Here is a 26,282-nt window from a genome sequence, read left to right as displayed (position 1 = left end):
ATGGCCACGCGCCCAAACCCTTGACTCAGTATCCACAGCGCGGTACGGCAGCCTGCCGGGTCAGTGCCGGGCGTCGACCTCGATCCGGCTTTCGCGGGGCAGCCGGGTGTCCCAGGGAGCCGGGGCGCCGTTGACGCGGACGGTCAGGGAGGCGCAGGCGTCGGCCAGGCAGCGGGCGTCGTACCGGACTCCCCAGAGGGCGAAGAACTGGTTCAGGGTCGGGCGCTCGGCCTTCGTCTTGGCCTCGACGTAGATCACGCCGTCGGTGGCATGGGTGTGGATCGCCGCCTGCTCGGCGCGGACCCGGTCGATACCGACGTCCGCCGGGATCTCGACCGGTTTCCCGTCCACGGTGACCGACAGCTTCACCGTGTACGGCGCCGGGCCGCTGAAGTCGAGCGGCAACCGCTCGAACCCCGCCTTGTCGACGTACGAGACCGCGTCGCGCGGCGCGTCCCACGGCGGCGGACCGGTCCTGATCTCGGCCGGACCCGGCGCCGCGGGGCCGACCTGGCAGCCGCTCACCACGGGAACCAGGCTCAGCGCCACGGCGACTACCAGACCCGCTCTCATGGGAGGCAGGGTTTCATGCCACCCGCGTCAGCGCTCCGACGGCATCAGCAACCACAGCGCGATGTAGAGCAGGATCTGCGGGCCGGGCAGCAGGCAGCTGATCACGAAGATCAGCCGGACCGTGTTCGGCGTCATGTTGAACCGGCGCGCGAGTCCCGCACAGACGCCACCGATCCAGCGACCGCCGGCCGGACGGACCAAAGAGCTAGCCATGAGTCAGTTTTCCTTTCGGTGCTTGGACTTACGACCACTATGACGGCTTCCCGGACGCCTTGGATCCCGCCGCGCGGAGGACCCAGGGACGGGTCAGGGCCTCCCCCGTGCAAACCCGCACCGAAATCCCTGCTAATGTTCTGCTCGTTCCTGAGCCCCCGTAGCTCAGGGGATAGAGCACCGCCCTCCGGAGGCGGGTGCGCAGGTTCGAATCCTGCCGGGGGCGCGGTTGATCTGGGCGTTTCATATTCGCGGAGTGCGCGAGTGTGGATCGCCCTTTGTGTTTTCTGGGGGCGCGGCCCCCAGGCCCCGCCCGGAGGGGCTTCGCCCCCCGGACCCCCCATCGCGGTGGTTGGGTTGGGTGGGTGGGGCGGGTGGGGTGGGTGTTTGGGTGGGGTGGGGGTTTGGGCGGGGTGGGTGTTTGGGGTGGGGTGGGTGGGTGGGGCTGCTGTGGGTGGAGCACGCCGCCTCCGCTGTCGTTTCGTCGTCGGGTTTGAATACTGTCCATGGCGGAACTCCGGGGCACCTGTGACGAACGATTCGCGGCGGTTCGCGAGGCTTTGGCGGCGAGCCTCGACGATCAGGACGTCGGTGCCTCCGTGGCGGTGTACGTCGGGGACCAGCCGGTGGTCGACCTCTGGGGCGGGTACGCCGATGCGGAGCGCACCCGGCCGTGGGAGCGGGACACGATCACCTGCGTCTGGTCGACCACCAAGACGATGGCCGCGTTGTGCGCGTTGATCCTGGCCGACCGCGGCGTTCTCGACCTGGACGCGCCGGTGGCGCGGTACTGGCCCGAGTTCGGTGCCGCTGGCAAGGAAAAGGTGCTGGTGCGGCAGGTGCTCGGCCACACCTCCGGGTTGCCGACCTGGGTGGAGCCGGTGCAGACCGAGCAGCTCTTCGACTGGTCGCAACTGACGGAACTGCTGGCCGCGCAGGAGCTGCTGTCGACACCCGGCACGGTTGGCGCGTACCACTCGATGACTCAGGGCTATCTGCTCGGCGAGGTCGTCCGGCGGGTGACCGGCCGGAGCCTCGGCACCTTCTTCGCCGAGGAGGTCGCCGGTCCGCTCGGGGCCGACTTCCACCTCGGTCTGCCGGCCGAACACGACCACCGGGTCGCACCGATCATCCCGGCCCGGACCAGAGCACCGGGATACGTCACGCACGAAAGCAATCCCCTGGTCCCGGCCGAGATCGCCAACACCGATGCGTGGCGACGCTCGGATATTCCATCGGCCAGCGGCTTCGGTAACGCGCGGTCGATCGCGGCAGTCCAGTCGCTGCTGGCCAACGGCGGCGAGGCCCGTGGGGTCCGGCTGTTGTCCCCGGCCGGCTGCCGGCGAGTGCTCGACGAACAGTTCTCCGGCGAGGACGAGGTGCTGCAGCGGACGGTCCGGTACGGAATGGGCTACAGCTTGATGCAGGGCAGCATCTGCACCTGGGGCGGCTGGGGCGGCTCCCTCGTCCTGGTCGACCTCGAACAACGCCTCACCGTCGCCTACGCGATGAACCAGATGCTGGAAGAAGGCCCGCTGGGCGACGAACGAGGCCTGACCATGGTGATGGCCGCCTACGAGGGCCTGTACTAGCAGATCCCCACCCGGCGGCCCGCCTACACTGAGGTCGTCGCTGGCCGGTCGTCTCCAGGAGGACTCAGAATGACCGATTCCCGTACTCAGACGATCGCCTATCCGGCGGCCGCTTCGAGGCCGTCGCGGCGCGGTCCCGAGCCGCTCGCGCCGCACGTGATCGTGCTGTTCGGGGCGACCGGCGACCTGGCCAAGCGCAAGCTGCTGCCCGGCCTGGCCTATCTGCAGCAGAACCGGTTCGCGCCCGACGTACGGATCATCGGGACGGCGATGGAGGAGCTCACCTCGGACGAGTTCCGGGCCCGCGCCCGGCTCGCGGTGGACACCTTCGGGACGCACCAGATCACCGAGGAGGAGTGGGCCCAGTTCTCCGAGCGGCTCGAGTACGTCTCCACCTTGCAGGGCCCGGACGCGCTGGCCGCCGCCGTGAAGACGGCCGAGGCCGCGCTCGGTCCGGACGCCTGCCGGCTGCACTACCTGTCGGTGCCGCCGAAGGCCGCCCGGTCGGTGATCCAGATGCTGCGCGACGCCGATCTGGTCGACCGGGCCCGGGTGGTGATGGAGAAGCCGTTCGGTGACGACCTGCAGTCGGCGATCGAGCTGAACGACTTCGTGCACGAGACCTTCGACGAGTCGCAGATCTTCCGGATCGACCACTTCCTCGGCAAGGAGGCGGCGCAGAACATCCTCGCCTTCCGGTTCGCCAACGGGTTGTTCGAGCCGATCTGGAACCGCAACTTCATCGACCACATCCAGATCGACATCCCCGAGTCGCTCGGGCTGGACCAGCGGGCCACCTTCTACGAGCCGACCGGTGCGTTCAAGGACATGGTGGTCACGCACGTGCTGCAGGTGCTGGCGTTCGTCGCGATGGAGCCGCCGACCGCGCTGGAGCCGCGGGCCATCTCGGAGGAGAAGAACAAGGTCTTCCGGTCGATGCTGCCGATCCAGCCGGCCGACGTCGTCCGCGGCCAGTACGGCGGCTACCGCGGCGAGGCCGGCGTCGCGCCGGACTCCGACACCGAGACCTTCATCGCGATGAAGGTCGGGATCGACAACTGGCGCTGGGCCGGCGTGCCGTTCTACCTGCGGACCGGCAAGAAGATGGCCGAGGGGATGCGGATCATCTCGATCGCCTTCAAGGAGGCGCCGAAGACAATGTTCCCGGCCGGCTCCGGGGTCGGCTCGCAGGGCCCGGACCACCTGACCTTCGACCTGGCCGACTCGTCCCGGGTCTCGCTGTCCTTCTACGGCAAGCGTCCCGGCCCGGGGATGCGGCTGGAGAAGCTGTCGATGCAGTTCTCCACCCAGGAGACCGAGACGGCGGGCGACGTACTGGAGGCCTACGAGCGGCTGATCCTGGACGCGATGCGCGGCGACCACACCCTCTTCACCACCGCCGAGGGCATCGAGTCGCTCTGGGAGAACTCCGCCCTGCTGCTGGAGGACCCGCCGCCGGTCAAGACCTACGCCCCGGGCACCTGGGGACCGAACGCCATCCACCAGCTGATCGCCCCGCACGCCTGGCGACTCCCGTTCGAACGCGAATGGCGAGAGAAGAAGACGGACACCGAGGCCTAGGCCCTACAGAACAGATGAAAACGACGCTCAGCTGGAAGCCCGACCTGCTCGGTGACGACTACCAGCAGCACACCATCATCCTCGGACTCGACCCCGACGGCGAAGGAGAGGTCGAGGCGACCCTGGTACGGCGTACCGCGCCGGCTGATCCCCGCGGCGTGGTGCTCTACGTGCACGGCTTCGCCGACTACTTCTTCCAGACCGAGCTGGCCGACTTCTTCACCGGTCGAGGCGCCGCGTTCTATGCCCTCGACCTGCGCAAGTGCGGTCGCGCCCGTCGGCCCGGCCAGACCGCGCACTACGTCTCCGACCTGGCGTTCTACGACAACGAGCTCGACCGAAGCCTCGACCTCGTCGCCGCTGAGCACCCGGGACTGCCGATCACCGTCGTCGCCCACTCGACGGGCGGTCTCATCGTGCCGCTCTGGCTGGACAGGCGACGCCGCAACGGGCAGTTGAGCCGGATCGACGCGCTGGTACTCAACAGCCCTTGGCTCGACCAGCAAGGCAGCGCGATGCTCCGCGGCCCGGTCACGTGGGCGCTGGTCCCCCTGGCCCGCGTCATCCCTCAGCGAGTACTGCCCGCTCCGCCGGGCGCCTACGGCAGCTCGATCCACATCACCGGAACCGGCGAGTGGGACTTCGACACGACCTTGAAGCCACTGAGAGGGTTTCCGGTCACCGTCGGCTGGCTCAACGCCGTACGCCGGGCTCATCGCAGGATCCACCGCGGCATCGAGGTCGGAGTGCCGACCCTGGTCCTGCACTCCGCCAAGACTCATTTCTCCCGCACCCACAGCGATCTCGTCGATCGCGCCGACGCCGTCCTGGACGTTCGGCAGATCGCCCGCTGGGCGCCGCACCTCGGAGCGCACGTCACCGTCGTGGTGATTCCCGACGCGCGCCACGACGTCTTCCTCAGTCAGGTCGAGCCCAAGACGACGGCGTACCGCGCGGTGACCGCCTGGCTCGACGGGGTTCACCGCTCCGAGTAGCGGCGCAGCTGCCGGAGTTCAGGGAGCGATCTCCAGGTGGGTGGTGAGGGTGAAGGTGGAGCGGCCGAAGGGACGGCCGTTGATCTGGAGTTCCAGCGCGTGCTCGCCCGGATAGTAGCGGCGGGTGGAGATCGGCTTGAACGAGTGCAGCTTGGTGATCGTGGCCGACTCGCCCGGCGCCAGGGTGCGGGTGGTCAGCTTGAAGACCTTCGGCGTCAGGGTGCCGTTCGCCTTGACGTGGTGGACGACGTAGTCGATGGCCAGGAGCAACGACTCCGGCCCCTGGTTGTGAGCGGTGAACTCGAAGCTCAGCGACTCCCCCACCGCCACCGCCGGTACGGCGAGCAGCGGGCCTTCGACCACCAGACCGGCGGGCGGCTCGAATCCCAGCAACGCAAGGGCTTCTGGGTTCGCGGCCTTGATCAGGGTGCGGAGGGCGTGACGCACGAGCCGCTCGGTGGTCGGCGCCGGCGAGGACAGCCAGTCGCCCGCGATCGAGACGGCGAGCGCGGGATCCAGGCGGCTGAGATCGTTCAGGTGGTTGGCGACGGAGCGGCGTACGTACTCCGATTCGTCGCGGCGCAGCGCTTCGAGGATCGGCCGCGTCACCTCGGGCCGCTCGATCAGGCCAGGAACGCGCTTGGCCCACGGCAACCGCGCCCGGGTGCCTTCACTCGCCAGCCGGCGGACGTGCTCATCAGGATGGCCGGTCCACTCGGCGACCACTGCGAGGGTGCGGTCCAGATCCGCCGTCAGGAAGGTCCGCAGCGCGAACTCCCCGGTCAGCCGGGACGTCAGCTCGGACAGCAGTTCCAGCCCGGCCTCGAACTCCCCGGCCTCCCCCGCGACAGCGCGAACGGCGACCGCCTCCGTGACCGGCCAGATCATCCAGCCGGTGAACCGCGGATCGTCGAGCGCCGTACGGAAGATCTTCTCCAGCGGCGCGTACCCCGGTGGCAGGTCGGCCAGCAGCGCATCGCGGACCAGCCGCCCGCGCTCACTGAACGCCGCACCGGCCAGCCGGCCGGGCGCCGCGTGAACGGCAGTCAGCTCCAGCGAGGGCGCGACCGCGCGCAGGCAGCTGCCCAGAGCAACCACGGACGCAGTACCGAGCATTTCTTCCGCAGTGGGCACGGTGACCTCTCGACCAAGTTACTTCTAAATTAGCAGTTACCAGCCGGACCGCCAACCGGAGGGTCCGCACTACCCTCGGCGCCATGATGGAGATGAAGGTGATCGGGGTGGGGGCCGGCGATCCGGATCACGTCACGATCCAGGCCGTGAAGGTGCTGCAGCGGGTCGACGTGTTCTTCGTGCTCGACAAGGGCGAGGTCAAACAGCAGCTGGTGGACGTCCGTGCGGAGATTTTGCGCCGGCACGCCGGCGAGCGGGAGTACCGGGTCGTCTTCGGGCGGGATCCCGAGCGCGACCGGGGCAGCGACGCCTACGTCGAGTCGGTCGACGACTGGCGCCGGCGCCGCGCGGACGTCTGCGCGGAGCTGATCGCCGCCGAACTGCGGGACGGCCAGGTGGGCGCCTTCCTCGTATGGGGTGACCCGTCCCTGTACGACAGCACGCTGGCGATCCTCGACGACATCGTTGCCCGCGGTGAACTGGACTTCGAGATCGAGGTCGTTCCCGGCATCAGCAGCGTCTCGGCACTCGCGGCCCGGCACCGGATCGGCCTCAACCAGGTGGGCCGGCCGTTCCAGGTCACCACCGGCCGGCAACTGGCGAAGAGCTGGCCGGACGCCGTCGACGACGTCGTGGTCATGCTCGACGCGCAGACCGCCTTCACCCGGCACGTCGACCAGGACGCCGACATCTACTGGGGTGCCTATCTCGGCACTCCGGACGAACTGCTGATCTCCGGGCCACTGGCCGAGGTGTCCGGCCAGATCGTCGAAGCGCGCGCGGAAGCGCGCCGGAACAAGGGCTGGATCATGGACACGTATCTGCTCCGCCGACTCCGGAAAGAATTACCAAAGGATCTTTAGAAAGTCTAGAGCGGGCGCTCTTCTCCTCACCGCCCCGGCGGTTCTAGCCTGACCGGACCGTTGTCCACCGCCCCCACGACCGTGCGCCGCCCCCGTCCCACGGTCGAAGGACAAGAGGAGTCCCTCGATGAAGCTGCCCCGTTTCCTGCGCGCTCTGCCGGTCCTCGCGACCGTCGGAGCAGCGCTGTCTCTGCTGATCACCGCCCCCGCCGAAGCACAGGTCACGGCGCCCACCGCGATCCAGGCCTGCAACTACCCGAACTGGGTGGCCGGCGCCAGCTACGTCCCCGGCAACGTCGTGAAGTACACGAACGGCCAGTACTACGTCGCCGAACACGCCAACCCCGGCTACGACCCGGTCATCAGCACCTGGTTCTGGAACCCGTTCCCCTGCAGCGACGGCGGCAACCCCGCCCCGGCCTGCAACTACCCGAACTGGGTCGCCGGCGCCAACTACGTCACCGGCAACATCGTGAAGTACACCAACGGCCAGTACTACATCGCCGAACACGCCAACCCCGGCTACGACCCCGTGGTCTCCACCTGGTACTGGGAGCCCTACTCCTGTGACGGCGGCGGAACCCCGCCCGCCGGCGGCTTCCCGGTGAGCGAGGCGCAGTTCAACTCGATGTTCCCGAACCGGAACTCGTTCTACAGCTACGCCGGCCTGATCAACGCGCTGGGCGCCTACCCGGGCTTCGCGAACACCGGCGACGACGCCACCAAGAAGCGTGAGGCCGCTGCCTTCCTGGCGAACGTCAACCACGAGACCGGCGGGCTGGTCTACATCAAGGAGATCAACGAGGCGAACTACCCGCACTACTGCGACTACGGCCGCCCTTACGGCTGCCCCGCCGGACAGGCGTCGTACTACGGCCGTGGCCCGATCCAGCTGAGCTGGAACTTCAACTACAAGGCCGCGGGTGACGCGCTCGGCATCGACCTGCTCGGCAACCCCTGGCTGGTCGAGCAGAACTCGGCGATCGCCTGGAAGACCGGGCTCTGGTACTGGAACACCCAGACCGGACCGGGCACGATGACGCCGCACAACGCGATCGTCAACGGCGCCGGCTTCGGCGAGACCATTCGCAGTATCAACGGCTCGATCGAGTGCAACGGCGGCAACCCCGCCCAGGTGCAGGCCCGGGTCAGCGCCTACCAGCGCTTCACCCAGGCACTCGGCGTCTCGCCGGGCAACAACCTCTACTGCTGAGCCTGCTGCGCGCTCCTCGTGCTGAACCACCGGATGATCCTGTTGTCGAACGCGGTGAGGATCAGCACGAGGAGCGCGTAGAACTTGATGCCCGGGACGAGGACGGCGAGCAGCAGGGCCACCGCGCTGAAGACCGTGAAGCCGTAGGCGCCGATCACCTCGTCCCTGCTGACCGGGTTCGACTCCTGCTCGAGTTCCCGGTGGTTGCGGATCAGCAGCGTCAGCCCGAGCTGACAGATGCTCAGGGCAAGCAACGCGCCGATGTAGAGCCCGGCGGTGAACCTCGTGCTCGGGTAGGTGCCGACGATCTCGGTCGGGAACGGCAGCACCACGATGCACAGCAGCCAGACCATGTTCAGCTGGACCAGCCGCGAGTTGTACGCCTTCACGTGCTCGAACATCCGGTGATGGGTCAGCCAGAAGCGCGAGATCACCACGAAACTGAGCAGGAACCCGTAGATCTGCGGCAGGTGCTCACTGATCACCGCCTGCGCGTCCAGCCCCTCACCCCGCGACTCGGTCACCACTTCGACCAGCGGCAGGATCAGCAGGGTGATCGCGATCGCCACCACCGCATCGGTGAACAGCACCAGCCGGTCGGGGTTTCTCGACATGCTCACGGCCGACCACGGTAGCGCAGCAGCGATGGCCGTCAGCACCGATGTGCTAAACAGGCGGTAACCAAAGGGGCCGCATCGTGAAGCAGTCAACGCTCGGCGTCATCGGCCGTTCCCGCAAGGAGAACGAGCATCGGCTGGCGATTCATCCGCACCACCTGGAGCGCATCGACGAGGACCTGCGGCAGCGCATCTTCCTCGAGTCCGGGTACGGCGAACGTTTCGGCGTGTCCGACGCGGAACTGTCCCGGTCGGTCGCCGGCGTGCTCGACCGCGACCAGCTGATCGCGACCACCGACATCGTGCTGCTGCCCAAGCCGCAGCCCGAGGACCTGGCCGAGTTCCGCACCGGACAGGTGCTGTGGGGCTGGCCGCACTGTGTCCAGGACGACAAGATGACGCAGCTCGCGATCGACCGGGAGCTGACCCTGATCGCCTTCGAGGCGATGAACCACTGGGCCGCCGACGGCGGCTTCAACCTGCACGTCTTCCACAAGAACAACGAGCTGGCCGGCTACTGCTCGGTGCTGCACTCGCTGGAGATGATCGGCTCGACCGGCGACTACGGCCGCCGGCTCAACGCGGCGGTGATCGGCTTCGGCGCGACCGCGCGGGGAGCGGTGACCGCGCTGGCCGCGCACGGCATCCACGACGTCGACGTGCTGACCGGGCGCGGGGTGGCGGCGGTCGGTGCGCCGATCCACTCGGCGCGGATGATCCAGTTCGACCACGACGAGGCCGACGACTCCTCCGACCCGCGCCGCAGTCACGCCCTGATCGACGACGAGCGGGTGCCGCTGGCGGGGTTCCTGGCCCAGCACGACATCGTGGTGAACTGCGTACTGCAGGACCCGGACGCGCCGCTGACCTTCCTGATCGAGGAGGACCTCGCGCAGTTCGCGCCCGGCAGCCTGATCGTCGACGTCTCCTGCGACCTGGCGATGGGCTTCAGCTGGGCCCGGCCGACCAGCTTCGCCGAACCGACCTTCACGGTCGGCGACAACGTCACCTACTACGCCGTCGACCACACCCCGTCGTACCTGTGGAACTCGGCCAGCTGGGAGATCAGCGAGGCGTTGCTGCCCTACGTGCGGACCGTGCTCGACGGCCCGGAGGCCTGGCACGCCGACACCACGATCGACCGCGCCATCGAGATCGAGGGCGGCCGGATCCGCAACCCCGGCATCCTCTCCTTCCAGCAGCGCTCCCCCGAGTACCCGCACGAGCACCTCTGACCCGAACCGGGCCGCCGGTGGGGTCGACAGTCGCCGGGAAGTAGCATCACGGCCGTGGGGGCTCGTGAGAGGACTGTGCCGGACCGTTGTCCGGGGGTTCTGGCTGTGCACGAGGCCGCTGACGGCGGGCTCGCCCGCGTGCGGCTCCCCGGCGGCGTACTGAGCGCGGAGCAGCTGCGGGTGCTGATCGCGGCGGCGGTGGGGCTCGGCGACGGGCACCTGGAGCTGACTTCACGAGCGAACGTGCAGCTCCGGGCGCTGCAGCCGGGTGCGCCGATCGAGCTGTCGGATCGGCTGTATGCGGCTGGGCTGCTCCCGTCGATCAGCCACGAGCGGGTGCGCAACATCCTCGCCTCGCCTCTCGCCGGGCTCGACCAGCACAGCCAGTACGACGTACTGCCGCTGGCGACCGAGCTGGATCAGTTGCTGTGCGCTCAGCCTGCGCTGGCCGAGTTGCCTGGGCGGTTCCTGTTCGCGCTGGACGACGGGCGCGGCGATCTGGTGACTGCGAAGGCTGATGTGGCCGTGCGGATGGTTGACGGCTCTCGGGGTGAGCTGGTGCTCGCTGGAGTCGGTACCGGAGTACTGGTGGAGGCTGGGCGGGTAGCTGGGGTGATGGTTGCTGCGGCGGAGGCGTTCCTGGTGGAGCGTGCCGAGCAGCGGTCTGAGGCTTGGCGGCTTGGCGAGCTGGTGGAGGGGGCGCAGCGGGTTTTGGGGCGGCTGGGATTCGAGAGAGTAGCCACTGCGGGACTGGACGCTGGTTCTTCGGCGGCGGGAAGTGCCGTAGCTGGAGTCTTTGGGGAGCGGTCTGACGTGCTGGTTGCTGCTGTGCCGCTGGGTGTGTTGGCTGCCGAGCAGGCGGAGGCGCTGGCTGAGGTGGCTGGGCGGGGCGGGCTGCGGGTCACGCCGTGGCGGTCTGTGGTGGTGGGTGGCGTGGCTGACGCTGAGCGCGCGGTACGGCGGTTGATGGCGACCGGCTTGGTACTGGAGGCGTCTTCGCCCTGGAACGGCGTCACCTCGTGCGCGGGGCGGCCGGGATGTGCGAAATCCCTGGCTGATGTGCGCGGGGACGCCAGGCGCGTAGTACCGGCGTGGACGGCCGGGCGGCGGGTAGTGCACTGGTCCGGGTGTGAGCGGCGGTGCGGGCGGCCCGGTGGGAAGTTCGTGGACGTGGTGGCGCTCGCGGGTGGCGGCTACTCGGTTGATGGGGTCGCGATGACTGTTGACGAAGTGAGGGCGTAGTGAAAGAGCAGTACGAGTACGTGGCCGACGGCGCGGAGATCTACCGGCGGTCGTTCGCCGCGATCCGCGAGGAGGCGGCGCTGGACGGGCTGCCGGGTGACGTGGCTCAGGTCGCGGTGCGGATGATCCACGCCTGTGGGATGACCGATCTCGTCCGGGACCTGGCCTGGTCCGGCGGCGTGGTGACGGCTGCCCGAACCGCCTTGCGGAGTGGCGCGCCGATCCTGTGCGACGCGACCATGGTCGCGGCCGGGATCACCCGCAAGCGGCTGCCGGCCGGCAACGAGGTGATCTGCACGTTGGGCGATCCCTCGGTGCCGGAGCTCGCCAGGAAGCTGCAGACCACCCGCAGCGCCGCCGCGATCGATCTGTGGACCGACCGGCTGGCCGGTTCGGTGGTTGCTATCGGCAACGCTCCGACCACGTTGTTCCGGCTGCTCGAACTGATCCGCGACGGCGCGCCCCGGCCGGCCGCGGTACTGGGCATCCCGGTCGGTTTCATCGGCGCCGCCGAGTCCAAAGAGGCCTTGGCCGCCAACGACCTGGGGCTGGAGTACCTGGTCGTCCGCGGCCGCCGGGGTGGCAGCGCGATCACCGCTGCCGCCGTCAACGCGATTGCGAGCGAGGAAGAATGACCGGACGGCTCTGGGGTGTCGGGCTCGGCCCGGGCGACCCCGAACTCGTGACCGTGAAGGCGGCCCGGCTGATCGGCGACGCGGACGTCATCGCGTACCACAGCGCCCGGCACGGCCGCAGCATCGCGCGAGCGGTGGCAGCGCCGTACCTGCGCGAAGGGCAGGTCGAGGAGCTGCTCCGCTATCCGCTGACCACGGAGACGACCGATCACCCCGGTGGCTACCAGGGCGCGATGGACGACTTCTACGCCGAGTGCGCGGAGCGGCTGGCCGCGCATCTCGACGCCGGCCGCAACGTCGTCGTACTGGCCGAGGGCGACCCGTTGTTCTACGGCTCCTACATGCACATGCACAAACGCCTCACCGACCGCTACGACTGCGAGGTCGTGCCCGGCGTGACCTCGGTGAGCGCGGCGGCCGCCGTCCTCGGCCGGCCGCTGTGCGAGCGCGACGAGATCCTCACCATCCTGCCCGGCACGCTGCCGCCCGAGGTGCTGGCCGAGCGGTTGCGGACCACGGACGCGGCCGCGGTGATGAAACTGGGCCGCACCTTCACCGGGGTCCGCGAGGCCTTCGAGCAGTCCGGCCGGGCCGGCGAGGCCTGGTACGTCGAACGCGCGACCACCGACGCCCAGCGCACCGCGCCGCTGACCGACGTCGACCCGGACTCGGTGCCGTACTTCTCCCTCGCCCTGCTGCCCAGCCCGATCAACAACCCGGCACCGGTCCCGGCGCCCGTCCAGACCGCCACTGAGGGTTCAGTCACGGTGGTGGGTCTGGGACCGGCGGGGCCGGAGTGGATGACGCCGCAGGTCCGCTCGGCGATCGCCGAGGCCGACGACGTGATCGGCTACGGCCCGTACGTCGACCGGCTGCCCGACCGCGCTCGGCAGCGCAAGCACAGCTCGGACAACAAGGTCGAGTCCGAACGCGCCGCCTTCGCCCTCGACCTGGCCCGCAAGGGCTCGCGGGTGGTCGTCGTCTCCTCCGGCGATCCCGGCGTGTTCGCGATGGCGAGCGCGGTCACGGAGGTCGCCTCCGCACCGGAGTACGCCGATCTCGCCGTCAGCATTTTGCCCGGGATGACAGCGGCCCAGGCCGTGGCGAGCCGCGTCGGCGCACCGCTCGGCCACGACTACTGCGTGCTGTCCCTGTCGGACCGGCTCAAGCCGTGGGAGATCATCGCTGCCCGCCTGACCGCGGCAGCAGCAGCCGACCTGGCCATCGCCATCTACAACCCGGCCTCGAAGTCGCGGACCTGGCAGGTCGGCGCCACTCGCGACCTGCTGCTGGAGCACCGCGCTCCGACCACTCCGGTGGTGATCGGGCGCGATGTCGGCGGTCCGGCGGAGTCGATCACGGTCACCACGCTCGCCGAGCTCGACCCGGAGCAGGTCGACATGCGCTGCCTGCTGCTGATCGGCTCGTCGCAGACCCTGACGGTGGACCGGCCGGCCGGCTCGCTGGTCTTCACTCCGCGCCGCTACCCCGCCGGGCCGGCAGAGGATCGTTAATTCCCCCGGTTTCCCGCATGAGTGGCCCACCGACCGGGTAGGCCCCGGGCGCAGGGCGAACTGATGAGGGGAACCGCAGTGGATCAGACCAGCACCATGCCGAAGCTCGAAGCCGACTCGTCGACCCAACGGTACGAGGAGGCCCGGGCGGCTGCCCACCGTGCGATGACCAGCGCCACGGTGGTGCCCGACCGGCCCGAGCAGCCCACCGATCCCGACCGGCTCTCCTACCGGGGCTTCAAGTTCGGGGCGGCGTTCTTCGGCTGGCTGATCATGGTCTCGATGGTGGTCCTGCTCAGCGCGCTGGTCGCCGGGACCGTCGCCGGCACCGCCCTGGTGATGGGCTACACCAAGTTCGACATCGAGCAACGGGCCGGTACGGCGGCCGTCACCGCGGCGGCCACCGTGGTCGTGGTGCTGTGCCTGGCCTTCTACACCGGCGGGTACGTGGCCGGCCGGCTGGCCCGCTTCGACGGCGCCCGGCAGGGTTTCGGCGTCTGGATGATCACCTTCCTGCTGCTCGTACTGGCCTCGTCGGCCGGCGCGTTCCTGAACAGCCGCTACGACCTGACCGGCCGGGTCGACCGCCCTGACGTGGCGATCACTAACGACAGTCTGCTGACCGGCGGACTGATCACCGCCGCCGCGCTGCTGATGCTGCCGCTGCTCGCCACGCTGCTCGGCGGCAGAACCGGTCAGCGCTATCACGACAAGATCGACAGCCTGCTCGGCTGAGCGCATACGGCCGGGTACGAGAAGAGGACCAACGGGGCTGTCGCAGCGTGAGGAGACGGCGAAATGGTTCAGCAGTACCGGGACGAGCCTGACACCCAGCAGTTCGCTCCAGGCAAGCAGTTCACCGAGGACACCGGCGAGCGCACCGCGCCGACGCACCGCGCCGATGTCAAGACCTCCACCGCCGCCGAGGTCGATCCGGCGTTCCGGGGCTTCAAGTCCGGGGCCGCGTTCTTCGGCTGGCTGATCGCGATCGGCCTGACCGTGCTGCTCACCGCGGTGATCAGCGCGATCGCGGCCGCGGTCGACTACGCCGTCACCATCGACCGCTCGACGGCCGAGGACAACGCCGGCACCATCGGCCTGGTCTCCGGCATCCTGCTGGTGCTGATGATGGCCGTCGCCTACTACAACGGCGGCTACGTGGCCGGGCGGCTGGCCCGGTTCGACGGCGCGCGGCAGGGCTTCGGCGTCTGGGCGATCGGCCTGATCGTCACGCTGGTCGTCGCCGGGATCGGCGCGCTGGCCGGCTCGCAGTACGACGTGCTGAATCGGGTCGACCTGCCGTCCATCCCGATCAACGACCAGGATCTGACCACCGGCAGCCTGATCCTGGCCGCGGCGGTGCTGGTGGTCAGCCTGCTGGCCGCAGTGATCGGTGGCAAGGCCGGGCAGCGCTACCACAAGCGGATCGACAACAGCTGGGAGTAAACCGGGCCCGTCCGGCTGTTGCACCTGAGGTGAAGCGGACCCAGGTGGTGGTGATCGGAGCCGGCCAGGCCGGGCTCTCCGCGGCGTACCACCTGGTCCGGCTGGGCTTCACCCGGTACGACGGGGTGGTGGTCCTCGACCGCAACCCCGCGCCGGGTGGCGCCTGGCAACACCGCTGGGACTCACTCACGATGCACGACGTGCACGGCATCGCGAACCTGCCCGGCGTCGCAGTACCGGAGAGCTCCGACGACGAGCGGGCCAACGACTTCGTACCCCGGTACTTCGCGGACTACGAAGCCAGATTCGACCTTCCCGTGGTCCGGCCGGTGGTCGTGCGGAGCGTGCGGCGCGACGGTGACCGCTTCGAGCTGACGACCGACCAGGACACCTGTCAGGCCGAGGCGATCGTCAACGCCACCGGCACCTGGAACCGCCCGTTCGTGCCCTGGTATCCCGGCATCGAGACGTTCGAGGGCCGGCAGTTGCACACCTCCGACTACGACGGCGCCGAAAAGTTCGCGGGACAGCGCGTGCTGGTCGTCGGCGGAGGCGCCTCGGCCGTCCAGTTGCTCGCCGAGATCTCGGAGTACGCCGACACCAGGTGGGTGACCCGCCGGCCGCCCGAGTGGCGAACGCCCGGTACGGAGTTCGGGCCGGAGATCGGGCGCCAGATCATCGCCAAGGTGGAGGAACGCGTACGCGCGGGGCTACCGCCGAAGAGCGTGGTCGCGGTGACGGGACTGCAGTTGCGCGAGCAGGAGCAGGCGGCGTACCGGAAGGGTGTCTACACGCGGCTGCCGATGTTCAGCCGGATCACCCCCGGCGGTGTCGAGTGGGCCGACGGGCGGTCCGAGGCCTTCGACGCGATCCTGTGGGCGACCGGCTTCCGCGCCGACCTGGCGCACCTGGCGCGGTTGCAGCTGCGCGAGCCTTCCGGAGGCATCCGGATGGACGGCACCCACACTGTCCTCGAGCCCCGCGTGCACCTGATCGGCTACGGCCCCTCAGCCAGCACGATCGGCGGCAACCGGGCCGGCTTCGCCGCTGCCCGCCAGCTTCGCGACCTGCTGCGGCCCGTCGCTGTCTGACCGCTGGCTCCACCGGACGACAACCGGGACGAACGCGCCGGCCAGCAGGAAGATGGTGGCTGTCAGCAACCATCCTGGCCAGCCCCAGCTGACCGCGACGACGGTCAGCACGAACGGCGCGAGCAGGTCACCGAACTGGTGGCCCATCGCATAGGCCCCCTGGTACTGACCTTGGGCGCCCGGCGGCGCCAGCTCGAAGCTGATCCCCCAGCCCCCCGCCGACTGCAGCATCTCCCCCAGGACGTGGACGACCGCGGCGGTCACGAGCAGAGCGATCGTCACCGCACCCGAGGTCACGTCCGTCACCGCGAGGACGCCGCAGGCCAGAGCGAGCAGCAGCCCGGCGCGACGACCCGCCCGCGCGGCGCCGGCCAGCTGTTCGGTGCCGCGGGCAACTCTGATCTGCAGCAGGATCACCGCGACCGAGTTCGTCACCAGCAGGACCGAGATCAGCCAGGCAGGAGCGTCGGTGGCGGTCGCCACCCAGAGCGGGATGGCGATCCGGGCCATCGCGTTGTGCATGCTGAGCAGACCGTCGAGCCCGACGAAGACCAGGAACGGCCGGTCCTTCAGCGCGGTGAACCCCGACGGGCCGGTCGCGGACGGGACCGCGGGCAGCCTGGGCATTCCCCACTGCACGATCGCGGCCGTGAGCAGGAACGTCGCGGCGTTGGTGAGCAGCGCGATCAGGTAGACCTCGCGCCGGTCGACCGCGAGCACGATCCCGGCCAGGCCCATTCCGACGCCCATCCCGATGTTCGTCGTCACCCGCAGCATCGCCCGGGTCCGGACCCGCTGGTCGGACGGAGCCAGGCCGGCGATCAGAGCGCCCTTCGCGCCTCGCTGGCCGGCGTCCGCGACCGCGGTCACCGCCGCGACGGCGACGTACAGGGGAAAGGCGAGCACCTGGGTCAGTGCGGTCATGGTGACGGCCTGGAGCAGCAGGAAGGCGACGTACGCGCGGTTGGGGCCGAGGCGATCGGCGACCACTCCGAGCGGCGTACTCACGAGCAGGCCGGCCAGTCCGGCGATGGTCAGGCCCAGCCCGACCTCGGCAACGGAGAGGCCCGCGATGCGGGTGAGGTACAGGGCGCCGACGGCGGCGTACACGCCGTTGCCGAAGGTGTTGACCAAGGTGGCGGCGACGAGCCGGCGGACCTGCGGCGGCAGGCCCGATGAAGGCGGAGAACTCATGGTGACAGCCAACTGCCTGGCCGGCCCCGGCGGTCCTGGATTGACGGAAGTCGTCAGCGCATCACGAGGTCGAGCAGATCTGTGCCGATGCTGCGCAGTGCCTGCTCGTCCAGCCGGTACGCGACGAACCGGCCCTGCCGCTCGGCCGTCACCAGTCCGGCCCTGGTGAGCGCACGCAGGTGCCGGGTGACCTGGGTCGGGTTGAGGTTCCAGAGCGTCGCGATCTCACCCGCGGTGCGCGGCTCGCTCGCCACCGCCCGGCAGATCTGCAGCCGGTCGGCGACCGCGAGTGCCTCCAGCCGGAGCCGAATCGTCTGCGCGGTCGGTACTGCGGCCGGCCCACGACCGCCGGCCGGGTAGATGATCGTCAACGGCTCCCCCGGTACCTCGCCGAGGAACAGGTGCGGCGCGATGAAGTTGCTGGGCACCAGAAGCAGCGAGCGCTGAGCCAGGTCGATGCGCTTGTTCTGGATCTTCTGCACTACCAGGGAGTCGGCGTCCCGGACCTCGATCGAACCGTCCAGGGCCCGCAGCATCGTGCTCAGCCCGTCTCGCACGGCCAGGTCGCGATCCTGCCGTCCACGCGCGGCCAGCTGATCCCGCGACGAGGTCCAGATCTCGCCGAACCAGCTGTCCCAGCAGTCGTCGAGCAGGTCGAGGAACCGCCCGACCGGCTCGGCCGGGGAGGTCAGCAGCGACTCCACCAGCTCGGCCACCGGCCTGCCGCGGCTCAACGCCCAGCGCCGTACGGCGTCCGGGTCGGTGCCCTGACTGGCGAGCGGTCGCCCGCGTAGAGGCCGGACCAGTTCGGCGGCCAGCTCCTCCGGTGAGCGGGAGCGCAGCGCAGCCAGCTCGTCGGCGAAGGAGGGCAGACCGGTGGCCGCACTGGTGGCGAAGAACCTTGCCCGGACGGCACGAACGGTCCAGGTCCAGGTGGCAAGCTCGTCACGCAGTGCCGCGGGCATCGACGCCCGCGTCTGCTCGGCCCATTCAATCCGCTGGTGGTGGTGTGGTTCGGCGAGGACGTGCAACGCGGAGCCGAGCTCGATCAGCGGTGACGCGACGTGGCGGATCCGCTCGGGATCGAGCCGGCTCGCTCCGGCCAGGATGGTGGGCAAGTGATCAGCCGCGGAGGGTCTCGGGCGTGCGGTCGGCGATCGTGGGTTGCATCTCCGCTCCTTTGTTGTCTGCTGCCTGGTGGTCCGCTGCACATCCTGCCCGAACTCCGGGGCTGGGCATTGCAGGACGCCGGTGGGAGGCGTCTACTGCAAGTGACTAGGGGGCTGGTTGATATGAGGCGTTTGCTGGTGCTGTTGCTGTGCAGCGGGATCGGTCTGGGGATGGCAGTCCCGGCGGCAGCAGAGCCGGCGACGTCTGTCGGGTATCCGGTCGGTGCAACGGCGACCAGATACACCGGACTGGCGTTCGACACCTGCACTGCGCCGACAGTGGCGCAGATGTCGGCGTGGCTGGCATCGCCGTACAGGGCTGTGGGGATCTACTTCGGCGGGGTGAACCGTGGGTGCGCGCAGCCGCAGCTCACCCGCAGTTGGGTGAGCAGTGTGACCCGGATGGGATGGCGGCTCATCCCTATCTACATGGGCTATCAGGCGCCCTGCACTACGCGCACGAACGCGGTGAAGATGACAGTGCCGTCTGCGGCGACCCAGGGGACGGCCCAGGCGGCTGATGCGGTCGCGCAGGCTGCAGCACTCGGGATCCTGCCGGGCAGCGCGCTCTACGGCGACATGGAGCACTACACCGTCTCCGACGCGACCTGCCGGGCGACAGTACTGCGGTACCTGTCCTCCTGGACGAAGGAACTGCATCGCCGGGGCTACCTCTCCGCGGTGTACGTCCACCAGGACTCCGGGGCTCGCCACCTCGCCGAGGTCTACAACTCGACCGCCTACGCGCGCCCGGACGCGGTCTGGATCGCCCGCTGGGACCTCAGCTCCACCCTGACGGGCTGGCCACTGATCTCCGATCGCTACTGGTCCGCCGGCCAACGGGCCAAGCAGTACCGGGGCGATCACGACGAGACGCACGGCGGCGTCACGATGAACATCGACAACGACCGCTTCGACGCACCGGTCGCGTCCGTTTGGTACACGTACACGCTGCGGACCTCGGTCCACACGTACAGCGGCCCGTCCACCGCCTACCCGATCAGAGCGACTCTCGCCCAGAACTCCGGCGTTCGCATCGTCTGCCAGACCTACGGCCCCAAGATCGGCACCACCACGGTCTGGAACAAACTGCTCAACGGCACCTACGTCACCGACTACTACGTCCGCACTCCCGGCAAACCCGGCTACAGCGCACCGATCCCCGGCTGCAGCTACCCGTACCAAACGACCACGGACAACCTGGCCAGACGCCGCGGCCCCGGTACGGCGTACTCGGCCTATCCAGGTCTCCTACCAACCGGCTCCCTGGCCTGGGTCACCTGCCAACGAGCCGGCACCACAGTCGGCACCACGGCAGTCTGGGACCGCCTGACCGACGGCAGCTGGGTCACCGACTACTACGTCGCCAACCCCAGCAACACCACCTACAGCAGCCCCATCCGCCGCTGCTAGCTGTTCACTGCGCCCAGGGTGGTTGCACGGTGGTGCCGTCGGCCATCGTGCCGGTGAACCCGGCGGTGATGGCGACGTAGACCTCGGCTTCGGTCCCGCCGGGGTTGCAGAGCTGGATCTGCTCGCCTGCCGGTACTACGGCAGCGTCGCCCGGGCCGAGCCTCTCGCCACCGGGGGTGAGCTGGACAGTGCCGGACAGAACCATGAAGACCTCGTCGCGGTCGAGCGTGTGGGGCACGTCGCTGCTGAGGCCCGCTTCGACCTGCAGCCTCCACGTACACAAGCCGTTCGAGCCGCGACTCGGTGCGGCCAGGCCGGTGAAGCGCACACCGGGCAACTGGAACTGCGGCGCCTCGGCCGCACGAATGATCGGCATTCTTCCCCCTTGAAGATTTAGACAAGCTGACTTGTTCAATTTGCCTTGTCTATCATGAGGCGCATGGCAACCGATGGCAAGCCCGATTTCGGCATCCTGCTGCTGCTCGCCGAGCAGGAGTTCGTCCGCGAGTTACGCGCGACGGCCGCGGCACGGGGTTTCGACGACCAGGGCCGTTCGGACGGCTTCGTACTGCGGACGCTCGGCGCGGCGCCATCGACGATCAGCGCACTCGCGGAGCGGCTGGACATCAGCAAGCAGGGCGCGGCGCAGATCGTCGACGACATGGAGCGACGCGGGTATGTGGAGCGTCATCCTGACCCCACCGATGGCAGAGCACGGCTGATTCGGCTGTCGGAGCGCGGCCAGGCGGCGCTCGCGGCGGCCAGGCGGTTCCACCAGGCCTACGAACGCAGGCTTCGCAAGACCCACGGCGACGCGGCGATCGATGCCGTCCGGGCTGTCCTCACCTCGATGGGCGGTGAGGACAGCAGCACGGATCCGCACTTTCGTGCGTTGATGTTCTAGGTCGGCAAAGCACGCCGCCGGACACAGCGCGGTTTACGGTTCGTCGACCACCGAAGCGTAGGAGATCACGCCGCGGCGGATCTGGTCGGTGACCTGGCGGGCGGTCTTGCGCAGCGGCGTCGGGCCCGCCGCGTCGGCCACCTGCTCGGTCAGGTCGATCAACTGCTTGACCCAGCGGACGAAGTCACCGGCGGCCAGATCCGACTCGTACAGCACCTCGGCCAGTGAGGCACCCGACGCCCAGCGGAAGGCGGCCCAGCTGAAGCCGAGATCCATCGGCCGCAGGAAGTCGACCCGCATGTCGCGCTCGAGGGCCGACAGGTCGCGCCAGATGACGCCCATCCGGTCCAGCGCTTCGCGCACCTCACCGCGCGGCAACCGGGGCGACGACGGCTCGTCCTTGGACCGCGACTCGTAGACCAGCGCCGCCAGCGCGGCCGCCAGCTCCGGTACGTCGAGGTCGTCGAAGACGCCCTGGCGCAGACACTCCGCCGCGACCAGGTCGAGCTCGGTGTAGATCCGCGACAGCCGGTCGCCGGCCTCGGTGGTCTTGTCACCGTCCAGGTAGTGCAGCGCGTCGAGCACCTGGCAGACCCGGTCGAACTGGCGGGCGATCGTGTTGGTCCGCTGCTCGATCTTGCGCTGGGTGTCGCGGTTCTCCCGGTCGAGCCGGAAGTACCGCTCGGCCCAGCGGGCGTGGTCCTCGCGGTCGGCGCAGCCGTGGCAGGGGTGCGCGCGCAGCTCGGCGCGCAGCTGCTGCAGCTCCGGGTCGTCCGCGTGGGTGACGACGTCGCCACTGCGGCTGCGGGAGGACGGCGGACCGTCCTCGCCGATCATGTCGGTGCGCCCGCGCAGTACGTGGGCGAGCTCGCGGCGCTGCTGCGGGTTGCGGGGGTTGAACTTCTTCGGCACCCGTAGCGTGCTGATCGCGGCGACCGGCGTCGGGAAGTCGATCATCGACAACTTCCGCACCTGCCGGTCGAGGGTCAGCACGGTCGGCCGCGGCCCCTCCCGCTCGGACCGCACCCCGGCGTCGAGCACCAGCGCCCAGCCCGCGCTGCGGCCCGCCGGGATCCGGATGATGTCGCCGATCCGCAGCTTCTCCAGCGAGGCCTGCGCCTCGACCCGGCGGTCCAGCTTGCGCGCCTTGGAACCCGACGACTCGCGATCGCCGATCCGGCGGCGGAGCGCGGCGTACTCGAGGAAGTCGCCGAGGTGGCAGTTGATGGACTCCTTGTAGCCCTCCAGCGCCTCGGTGTTGCGCTGCACCTGCCGGGCCAGCCCGACCACGGCCTGGTCGGACTGGAACTGCGCGAACGACAACTCGAGCATGTCCCGCGCGCGGCCGCGCCCGACCTGGCGGACCAGGTTGACGGCCATGTTGTACGACGGGGAGAACGACGAGCGGAGCGGGTACGTCCGGGTGGAGGCCAGACCGGCGACGGCACGCGGGTCGAACCCGGGCTGCCAGAGCACCACCGCGTGCCCCTCGACGTCGATCCCGCGGCGGCCGGCCCGGCCGGTCAGCTGGGTGTACTCCCCCGGGGTGATGTCGACGTGCGCCTCGCCGTTCCACTTGCCGAGCTTCTCCAGCACCACCGTGCGCGCCGGCATGTTGATGCCGAGGGCAAGCGTCTCGGTGGCGAAGACGACCTTGATCAGGCCGCGGGCGAACAGCTCCTCGACCACCTCCTTGAAGGCCGCCAGCATGCCCGCGTGGTGCGCCGCGATGCCGCGGCTGAGCGCCTCGGCGAAGTCGTGGTAACCGAGCACGCCGAGATCCTCGTCCGGCAGGTCCGCCGTCCGCTCGGCCAGCACCCGCTTGATCTCGTCGCGCTCGCTCGGCTTGGTCAGCCGCAGGCCCGACCGCAGGCACTGCAGCATCGCGTCCTCGCAGCCCTTGCGGGAGAAGATGAAGTAGATCGCCGGCAGCAGCGCCCCGGCGTCCAGTTCCTCCACCACGTCGGACCGGTACGGCGTGAAGTTCGACCGGGCGGGCCGGGTCTTCGGCAGGTCCCGGCGGCGACGCGGCTTGCGCGAGTCGTCGCGGTGGATCCGGCTGTCGTCGCGGGCGATCTTGACCAGGTGCGGGTTGACCATGTCCTTGAGGTCGGGCCCGCTGCCGGCCTTCGCCGGGTTGCCCGACTTCTGCTTCGCCGGACTCTGGGGCCCGTACTGCGCCACGCCGCCGGCGCGCGCGGTCGGCGCCTCCCCCGCGAACAGGTCGTGCAGCCGCTTGCCGACCATGACGTGCTGGAACAACGGCACCGGCCGCTTCTCCTCCAGCACCACCACGGTGTTGCCGCGGACCGTCTCCAGCCAGTCGCCGAACTCCTCGGCGTTGCTCACCGTCGCCGACAGCGAGACCACCGAGACCGACTCCGGCAGGTGGATGATCACTTCCTCCCAGACCGCGCCACGGGCCCGGTCGGCCAGGTAGTGCACCTCGTCCATCACCACGTAGGACAGGCCGAGCAGCGTCTGGGACCGGGCGTACAGCATGTTGCGCAGCACCTCGGTCGTCATCACCACGATCGGCGCCTCGGAGTTGATCGAGTTGTCACCGGTGAGCAGCCCGACGTTGTCGGCGCCGTACCGGTGCACGAGGTCGCTGTACTTCTGGTTGCTCAGGGCCTTGATCGGGGTGGTGTAGAAGCACTTCTGCCCCCGCTGCAGCGCCAGGTGCACCGCGAACTCACCGACCAGCGTCTTGCCCGACCCGGTCGGCGCGGCCACCAGCACCTGATGCCCGTCCTCCAGCGCCGCACACGCCCGCAACTGGAACTCGTCCAGCCGGAAGTCGTAGAGCGACCGGAACTCCTTGACCGCGGGATGCTCCTGGTCCGAGCGGAAAACGGCGTACTTCTCGGACGGGGTGCTCATACCCCCAATCTATGCGACGCCACCCCCAGAACCACGCCAGGTCCGATCCGGTGGCGCCGAAGAAGCCCCCGCCTCCCGGGGACACTCGGGGGGCGGGGGCCTGTCATCGGCCGTCAGGGGCGGCCGATGGGTACGGGTCAGCTGATCCGGAAGGAGTCGCCGTAGACCTTCCAGTCCAGCGGGGTGTTGAGGTTCAGGTTGCCGTTGCGCAGGAAGACCCGCTGGGCGGTGTCGACCCGGCTGGTGTCGCTGTGTGCCTCCTCCTGCTTCATCGCCCAGACCCGGGCGTCCAGGAAAGCGTTCAGCCAGGTGGTCTCGTTGCCGCCCTGGGCCGGCGGCTTGGCCTTGGTCAGGGCGCGCTTGCGGATGTTGCGGAAGCTGGTCGAGTCGCCGCCGTCGCCGTGCATCACGATGGCGTCGTAGTACATGAACTGCCCGAGTACGCCGACGCCGTCCGACTTGCCCTGGCGGACCGAGGGGTTGAAGTAGACCCGGTCCCGCTCGTCGTTCTGGGCGGTCTTGAAGGCGCTGTCGCCGGCGGCGGTGGCCCAGTCCCTGGTGTAGTTGGGGTCCAGCCCGGCGTGCGAGTCGGAGCCGTCGACGTTGCGCAGCGCGGGCAGGTACTTCGCCAGTACGTTGCCCGGCTTCCGCGCGGTGTAGAGCTCGACCAGGTCGAGCATGTCGCCGGTGCCCGAGCAGAAGCCGATGATGCCGGCCGTGTAGCCGCGACCGTCGTCGATGTCCTCGATGTACTTGTACTGCGCCTTCCAGTCCAGCGAGGAGTTCTCCGCGCTGGAGACCAGCTTCATCGCGATTTCCTTCTTGGCCGGATCGTCCAGGCCGACCGCGGCAGGCGCCGGTACTGCGCTGTGGGTCGCGGCGACGTCCTGGTACGGCTGGAACGGCGAGGCGAACGCGGTCGCCGGCGTGGCGGCGACGGCCAGGCCGAGCAGGACCGCGGTGAGGCGCCGGCCGGTGCTCTTCGGGTGCTTCGTGGGGCGATCGAGCACGATCTCTCCTTCGAGGGGGCGTCGAGAGGAATTCATCTGTTAGGAAGCTTTCCTATCAGATAAAGCTCGTAACGACCAGAGATCGAGCAGATTCGTTCGGTGATCGGATCAGGCGAAAACGGTCAGCGCGCCCGGCACGATGCCGATGTCGAGCGGCAGCGGGCCGAGGATCTCGCCGTCGCCGTACGCCGTCACCCCGGCCGCCTCGAGCCGGACCGACCGGCCGCGCAGCGTGTGCACCGCCGGGTGGCCGACATGGCTGCCTTTGGCAAGCTTCGGGAACATCTGCAGCAGCGTCAGCCGCGACACCGGCTTGATCACGGTGATGTCGAGCAGCCCGTCGTCGATCTCGGCGCCGGCGCAGATCTGCAGTCCCCCGCCGTACGTCGGTCCGGTGCCGACCGCGATCAGCATGGCGTCGGTCTCCAGCACCTCCCCGTCGACGGTGAGGACGTACGAGATCGGCGTGAAGGTGCGCAGCTCGGCCAGCGTCGCGAGGGTGTAGCGGGCGTTGCCCTTCGGCCAGCTCATCGCGTTGGCCCGCTTGTTCACCAACGAGTCGAAGCCGCCGGCCACCACGGTGGTGATGTACTCGTCCTTCGCGGTGGCCAGATCGACCGCCCTGGTCCGGCCGGTCACGATCAGCGCGGCCGCGGCCTTCGGATCCTTCAGCGGTACGCCGATGCCGCGGGCGAAGTCGTTGCCGGTACCGGCCGGGATCACGCCGAACGCCATCCCGGACCCCGCCAGCACCTGGGCGCCGAGGTGGACGGTGCCGTCACCGCCGATCAGCGCGACGGCATCGGCGCCGGAGGCAATCACCTCGGCGGCGATCCGGCCGACGTCCTCGGCGCAGGTGGTGGTGTACTCGTCGACGGTCAGGCCGCCGGTCTCCAACTCGGCCCGGACCACCGGCGCGACCCGCGCGCCCAGGCCGCGACCGCTGGTGGGGTTGACCACCAGCGCGATCCTGCGGGCCATCAGTCGGCCAGCAGTTCTTCGACCTTGCGGCGTTTGCGGCGGTCGTTCAGCTTGGCGATGATCTCGGCCGCGAAGAACAGCAGGCACATCGGCACGGCCAGGAACATCAGCGAGAACGGGTCACCCGACGGCGTCGCCACCGCGCCGAAGATGAAGATCGACAAGATGATGTACGGCCGGAACTTCGACAGTGCCGAGGCGGGGACGATGCCGAGGATGTTCAGCAGCACCACCACCAGTGGCAGCAAGAACGCGATCCCGAAGACCAGCATCGTGCGCAGTACGAAGTCGAGGTACTCCGGCAGGGTGATCAGGTTCTGGGCGAAGTCCGGGGTGAAGCCGATCAGGATCTCGATGCCCTTGGGGAGCGTCCAGTACGCGACCCAGAGGCCGGCGGCGAACAGCGGGGTGGCGATCGCCGCGAACAGGAACGCCCACTTCTTCTCGCTGCGGTGCAGGCCGGGCGCGATGAACGCCCACAGCTCGTACAACCAGACCGGGCTGGCCAGGATCAGGCCGAAGACCAGCGAGATCTTGATCTGGAAGGTGAACGGCGAGGTGACCGAGTTGAAGGTGAGCTCGGGCTCCTTCCCGCCGTTCTTGCTGGCGATCAGGTCCCGGACACCCTCGTCGAACGGCTTCTTGAGGAAGTCGAGCGCGTAGTCGTAGAAGATGTAGCCGAGGACCGACATCAGCAGGATCGCGAGCACCGCGATCAGCAGCCGGTTGCGCAGCTCCGCGATGTGCTCGCGGAGCGTCATCCGGCCCTCTTCGTCCTTCGGCC

25 protein-coding genes and 1 tRNA gene are annotated in these 26,282 nt (G+C 69.3%); 15 read left to right on the top strand and 11 right to left on the bottom strand.

The annotated features are described in order from the left end of the window. Nucleotides 1–60: 60 nt before the first annotated feature. Together OX958_RS11435 and OX958_RS11430 are read right to left on the bottom strand one after the other, a co-directional pair. A complete protein-coding gene (locus tag OX958_RS11435; protein WP_270137263.1) occupies nucleotides 61–573 on the bottom strand; it encodes a hypothetical protein in 513 nt (170 codons plus the stop codon). A 27-nt stretch (nucleotides 574–600) separates the two neighbouring features. Then, complete coding sequence (locus OX958_RS11430) at nucleotides 601–786, bottom strand: PspC domain-containing protein (protein WP_270137262.1); 186 nt, start codon at nucleotides 784–786, stop codon at nucleotides 601–603. 154 nt (nucleotides 787–940) lie between these two features. Here OX958_RS11430 and OX958_RS11425 point away from each other — a divergent pair. From OX958_RS11425 to OX958_RS11410, 4 genes are all read left to right on the top strand, one after another. Further along, nucleotides 941–1,012 (top strand) — tRNA-Arg (locus tag OX958_RS11425). 280 nt (nucleotides 1,013–1,292) lie between these two features. After that, a complete protein-coding gene (locus OX958_RS11420) occupies nucleotides 1,293–2,378 on the top strand; it encodes a serine hydrolase domain-containing protein (protein WP_270137261.1) in 1,086 nt (361 codons plus the stop codon). Nucleotides 2,379–2,447: 69 nt separating this feature from the next. After that, entirely contained in the window at nucleotides 2,448–3,959 is a 1,512-nt protein-coding gene (gene zwf / locus OX958_RS11415; protein WP_270137260.1) for a glucose-6-phosphate dehydrogenase, read from the top strand. A gap of 14 nt (nucleotides 3,960–3,973) precedes the next feature. Then, nucleotides 3,974–4,954: an alpha/beta hydrolase gene (locus OX958_RS11410; protein WP_270137259.1), complete on the top strand. Its 981-nt coding sequence runs from the start codon at nucleotides 3,974–3,976 to the stop codon at nucleotides 4,952–4,954. A gap of 18 nt (nucleotides 4,955–4,972) precedes the next feature. On the opposite strand, the gene OX958_RS11405 is transcribed toward OX958_RS11410, so the two are convergent. Beyond that, nucleotides 4,973–6,088 carry a DNA alkylation repair protein gene (locus OX958_RS11405; protein ID WP_270137258.1) on the bottom strand — a complete coding sequence of 372 codons (1,116 nt, stop codon included), beginning with the start codon at nucleotides 6,086–6,088 and terminating at the stop codon, nucleotides 4,973–4,975. A gap of 83 nt (nucleotides 6,089–6,171) precedes the next feature. On the opposite strand from OX958_RS11405, the gene cobF reads away from it, so the two are divergent. Both cobF and OX958_RS11395 read left to right on the top strand, forming a co-directional pair. Beyond that, nucleotides 6,172–6,951 (top strand): precorrin-6A synthase (deacetylating), encoded by a 780-nt coding sequence (gene cobF / locus OX958_RS11400; RefSeq protein ID WP_270137257.1) that lies wholly within the window; start codon nucleotides 6,172–6,174, stop codon nucleotides 6,949–6,951. 127 nt (nucleotides 6,952–7,078) lie between these two features. Beyond that, entirely contained in the window at nucleotides 7,079–8,164 is a 1,086-nt protein-coding gene (locus OX958_RS11395; RefSeq protein ID WP_270137256.1) for a chitinase, read from the top strand. Here OX958_RS11395 and OX958_RS11390 read toward each other — a convergent pair. Then, entirely contained in the window at nucleotides 8,155–8,778 is a 624-nt protein-coding gene (locus tag OX958_RS11390; RefSeq protein WP_270139036.1) for a TMEM175 family protein, read from the bottom strand. The two genes, OX958_RS11395 and OX958_RS11390, sit on opposite strands and share 10 nt — an antisense overlap. A gap of 83 nt (nucleotides 8,779–8,861) precedes the next feature. On the opposite strand from OX958_RS11390, the gene OX958_RS11385 reads away from it, so the two are divergent. The 7 genes from OX958_RS11385 (at nucleotide 8,862) to OX958_RS11355 (ending at nucleotide 15,944) form a co-directional block, all read left to right on the top strand. Continuing rightward, a complete protein-coding gene (locus OX958_RS11385) occupies nucleotides 8,862–10,016 on the top strand; it encodes a N(5)-(carboxyethyl)ornithine synthase (protein WP_270137254.1) in 1,155 nt (384 codons plus the stop codon). A 105-nt stretch (nucleotides 10,017–10,121) separates the two neighbouring features. Next, on the top strand, nucleotides 10,122–11,258 hold the full coding sequence (locus OX958_RS11380) for a precorrin-3B synthase (protein ID WP_270137253.1): 1,137 nt from the start codon (nucleotides 10,122–10,124) through the stop codon (nucleotides 11,256–11,258). Next, nucleotides 11,258–11,893 (top strand): precorrin-8X methylmutase, encoded by a 636-nt coding sequence (locus OX958_RS11375; protein ID WP_270137252.1) that lies wholly within the window; start codon nucleotides 11,258–11,260, stop codon nucleotides 11,891–11,893. The genes OX958_RS11380 and OX958_RS11375 overlap by 1 nt, the downstream gene beginning before the upstream one ends. Then, nucleotides 11,890–13,407, top strand: coding sequence for a precorrin-2 C(20)-methyltransferase (locus OX958_RS11370; RefSeq protein WP_270137251.1), 1,518 nt, complete (start codon nucleotides 11,890–11,892; stop codon nucleotides 13,405–13,407). Before OX958_RS11375 ends, OX958_RS11370 begins: the two co-directional genes overlap by 4 nt. Nucleotides 13,408–13,470: 63 nt before the next feature. Then, the gene (locus OX958_RS11365; RefSeq protein ID WP_270137250.1) at nucleotides 13,471–14,142 is read left to right on the top strand and encodes a hypothetical protein; all 672 of its coding nucleotides are present in this window, start codon (nucleotides 13,471–13,473) and stop codon (nucleotides 14,140–14,142) included. Nucleotides 14,143–14,205: 63 nt separating this feature from the next. Next, complete coding sequence (locus OX958_RS11360; protein WP_270137249.1) at nucleotides 14,206–14,853, top strand: hypothetical protein; 648 nt, start codon at nucleotides 14,206–14,208, stop codon at nucleotides 14,851–14,853. 29 nt (nucleotides 14,854–14,882) lie between these two features. Then, nucleotides 14,883–15,944 carry an FAD-dependent oxidoreductase gene (locus OX958_RS11355; protein ID WP_270137247.1) on the top strand — a complete coding sequence of 354 codons (1,062 nt, stop codon included), beginning with the start codon at nucleotides 14,883–14,885 and terminating at the stop codon, nucleotides 15,942–15,944. On the opposite strand, the gene OX958_RS11350 is transcribed toward OX958_RS11355, so the two are convergent. Continuing rightward, on the bottom strand, nucleotides 15,861–17,138 hold the full coding sequence (locus OX958_RS11350; protein ID WP_270137246.1) for an MFS transporter: 1,278 nt from the start codon (nucleotides 17,136–17,138) through the stop codon (nucleotides 15,861–15,863). The two genes, OX958_RS11355 and OX958_RS11350, sit on opposite strands and share 84 nt — an antisense overlap. Nucleotides 17,139–17,191: 53 nt before the next feature. Next, nucleotides 17,192–18,256 (bottom strand): ArsR/SmtB family transcription factor, encoded by a 1,065-nt coding sequence (locus tag OX958_RS11345; protein WP_270137245.1) that lies wholly within the window; start codon nucleotides 18,254–18,256, stop codon nucleotides 17,192–17,194. Nucleotides 18,257–18,430: 174 nt separating this feature from the next. Between OX958_RS11345 and OX958_RS11340 the strand changes: the two genes are divergently transcribed. Next, nucleotides 18,431–19,720, top strand: a complete 1,290-nt coding sequence (locus tag OX958_RS11340) for a glycoside hydrolase domain-containing protein (protein WP_270137244.1) — start codon at nucleotides 18,431–18,433, stop codon at nucleotides 19,718–19,720. Nucleotides 19,721–19,724: 4 nt separating this feature from the next. Here OX958_RS11340 and OX958_RS11335 read toward each other — a convergent pair whose 3' ends face one another. After that, complete coding sequence (locus tag OX958_RS11335; protein WP_270137243.1) at nucleotides 19,725–20,096, bottom strand: cupin domain-containing protein; 372 nt, start codon at nucleotides 20,094–20,096, stop codon at nucleotides 19,725–19,727. A 63-nt stretch (nucleotides 20,097–20,159) separates the two neighbouring features. On the opposite strand from OX958_RS11335, the gene OX958_RS11330 reads away from it, so the two are divergent. Next, entirely contained in the window at nucleotides 20,160–20,624 is a 465-nt protein-coding gene (locus OX958_RS11330) for a MarR family winged helix-turn-helix transcriptional regulator (protein ID WP_270137242.1), read from the top strand. Between the two features lie 33 nt (nucleotides 20,625–20,657). On the opposite strand, the gene OX958_RS11325 is transcribed toward OX958_RS11330, so the two are convergent. From OX958_RS11325 to tatC, 4 genes are all read right to left on the bottom strand, one after another. Further along, nucleotides 20,658–23,507 (bottom strand): DEAD/DEAH box helicase, encoded by a 2,850-nt coding sequence (locus OX958_RS11325; RefSeq protein WP_270137241.1) that lies wholly within the window; start codon nucleotides 23,505–23,507, stop codon nucleotides 20,658–20,660. Between the two features lie 137 nt (nucleotides 23,508–23,644). Then, nucleotides 23,645–24,517 carry a chitosanase gene (locus tag OX958_RS11320; protein ID WP_270137240.1) on the bottom strand — a complete coding sequence of 291 codons (873 nt, stop codon included), beginning with the start codon at nucleotides 24,515–24,517 and terminating at the stop codon, nucleotides 23,645–23,647. Nucleotides 24,518–24,625: 108 nt separating this feature from the next. Further along, the gene (locus OX958_RS11315) at nucleotides 24,626–25,498 is read right to left on the bottom strand and encodes a diacylglycerol/lipid kinase family protein (RefSeq protein ID WP_270137239.1); all 873 of its coding nucleotides are present in this window, start codon (nucleotides 25,496–25,498) and stop codon (nucleotides 24,626–24,628) included. Next, nucleotides 25,498–26,259, bottom strand: a complete 762-nt coding sequence (gene tatC / locus OX958_RS11310) for a twin-arginine translocase subunit TatC (RefSeq protein ID WP_270137238.1) — start codon at nucleotides 26,257–26,259, stop codon at nucleotides 25,498–25,500. The genes OX958_RS11315 and tatC overlap by 1 nt, the downstream gene beginning before the upstream one ends. Nucleotides 26,260–26,282 lie beyond the last annotated feature (23 nt).

This window comes from Kribbella sp. CA-293567, from assembly GCF_027627575.1.
Lineage (GTDB): Bacteria > Actinomycetota > Actinomycetes > Propionibacteriales > Kribbellaceae > Kribbella.
This window is presented reverse-complemented; position numbering and strand designations above follow the sequence as displayed.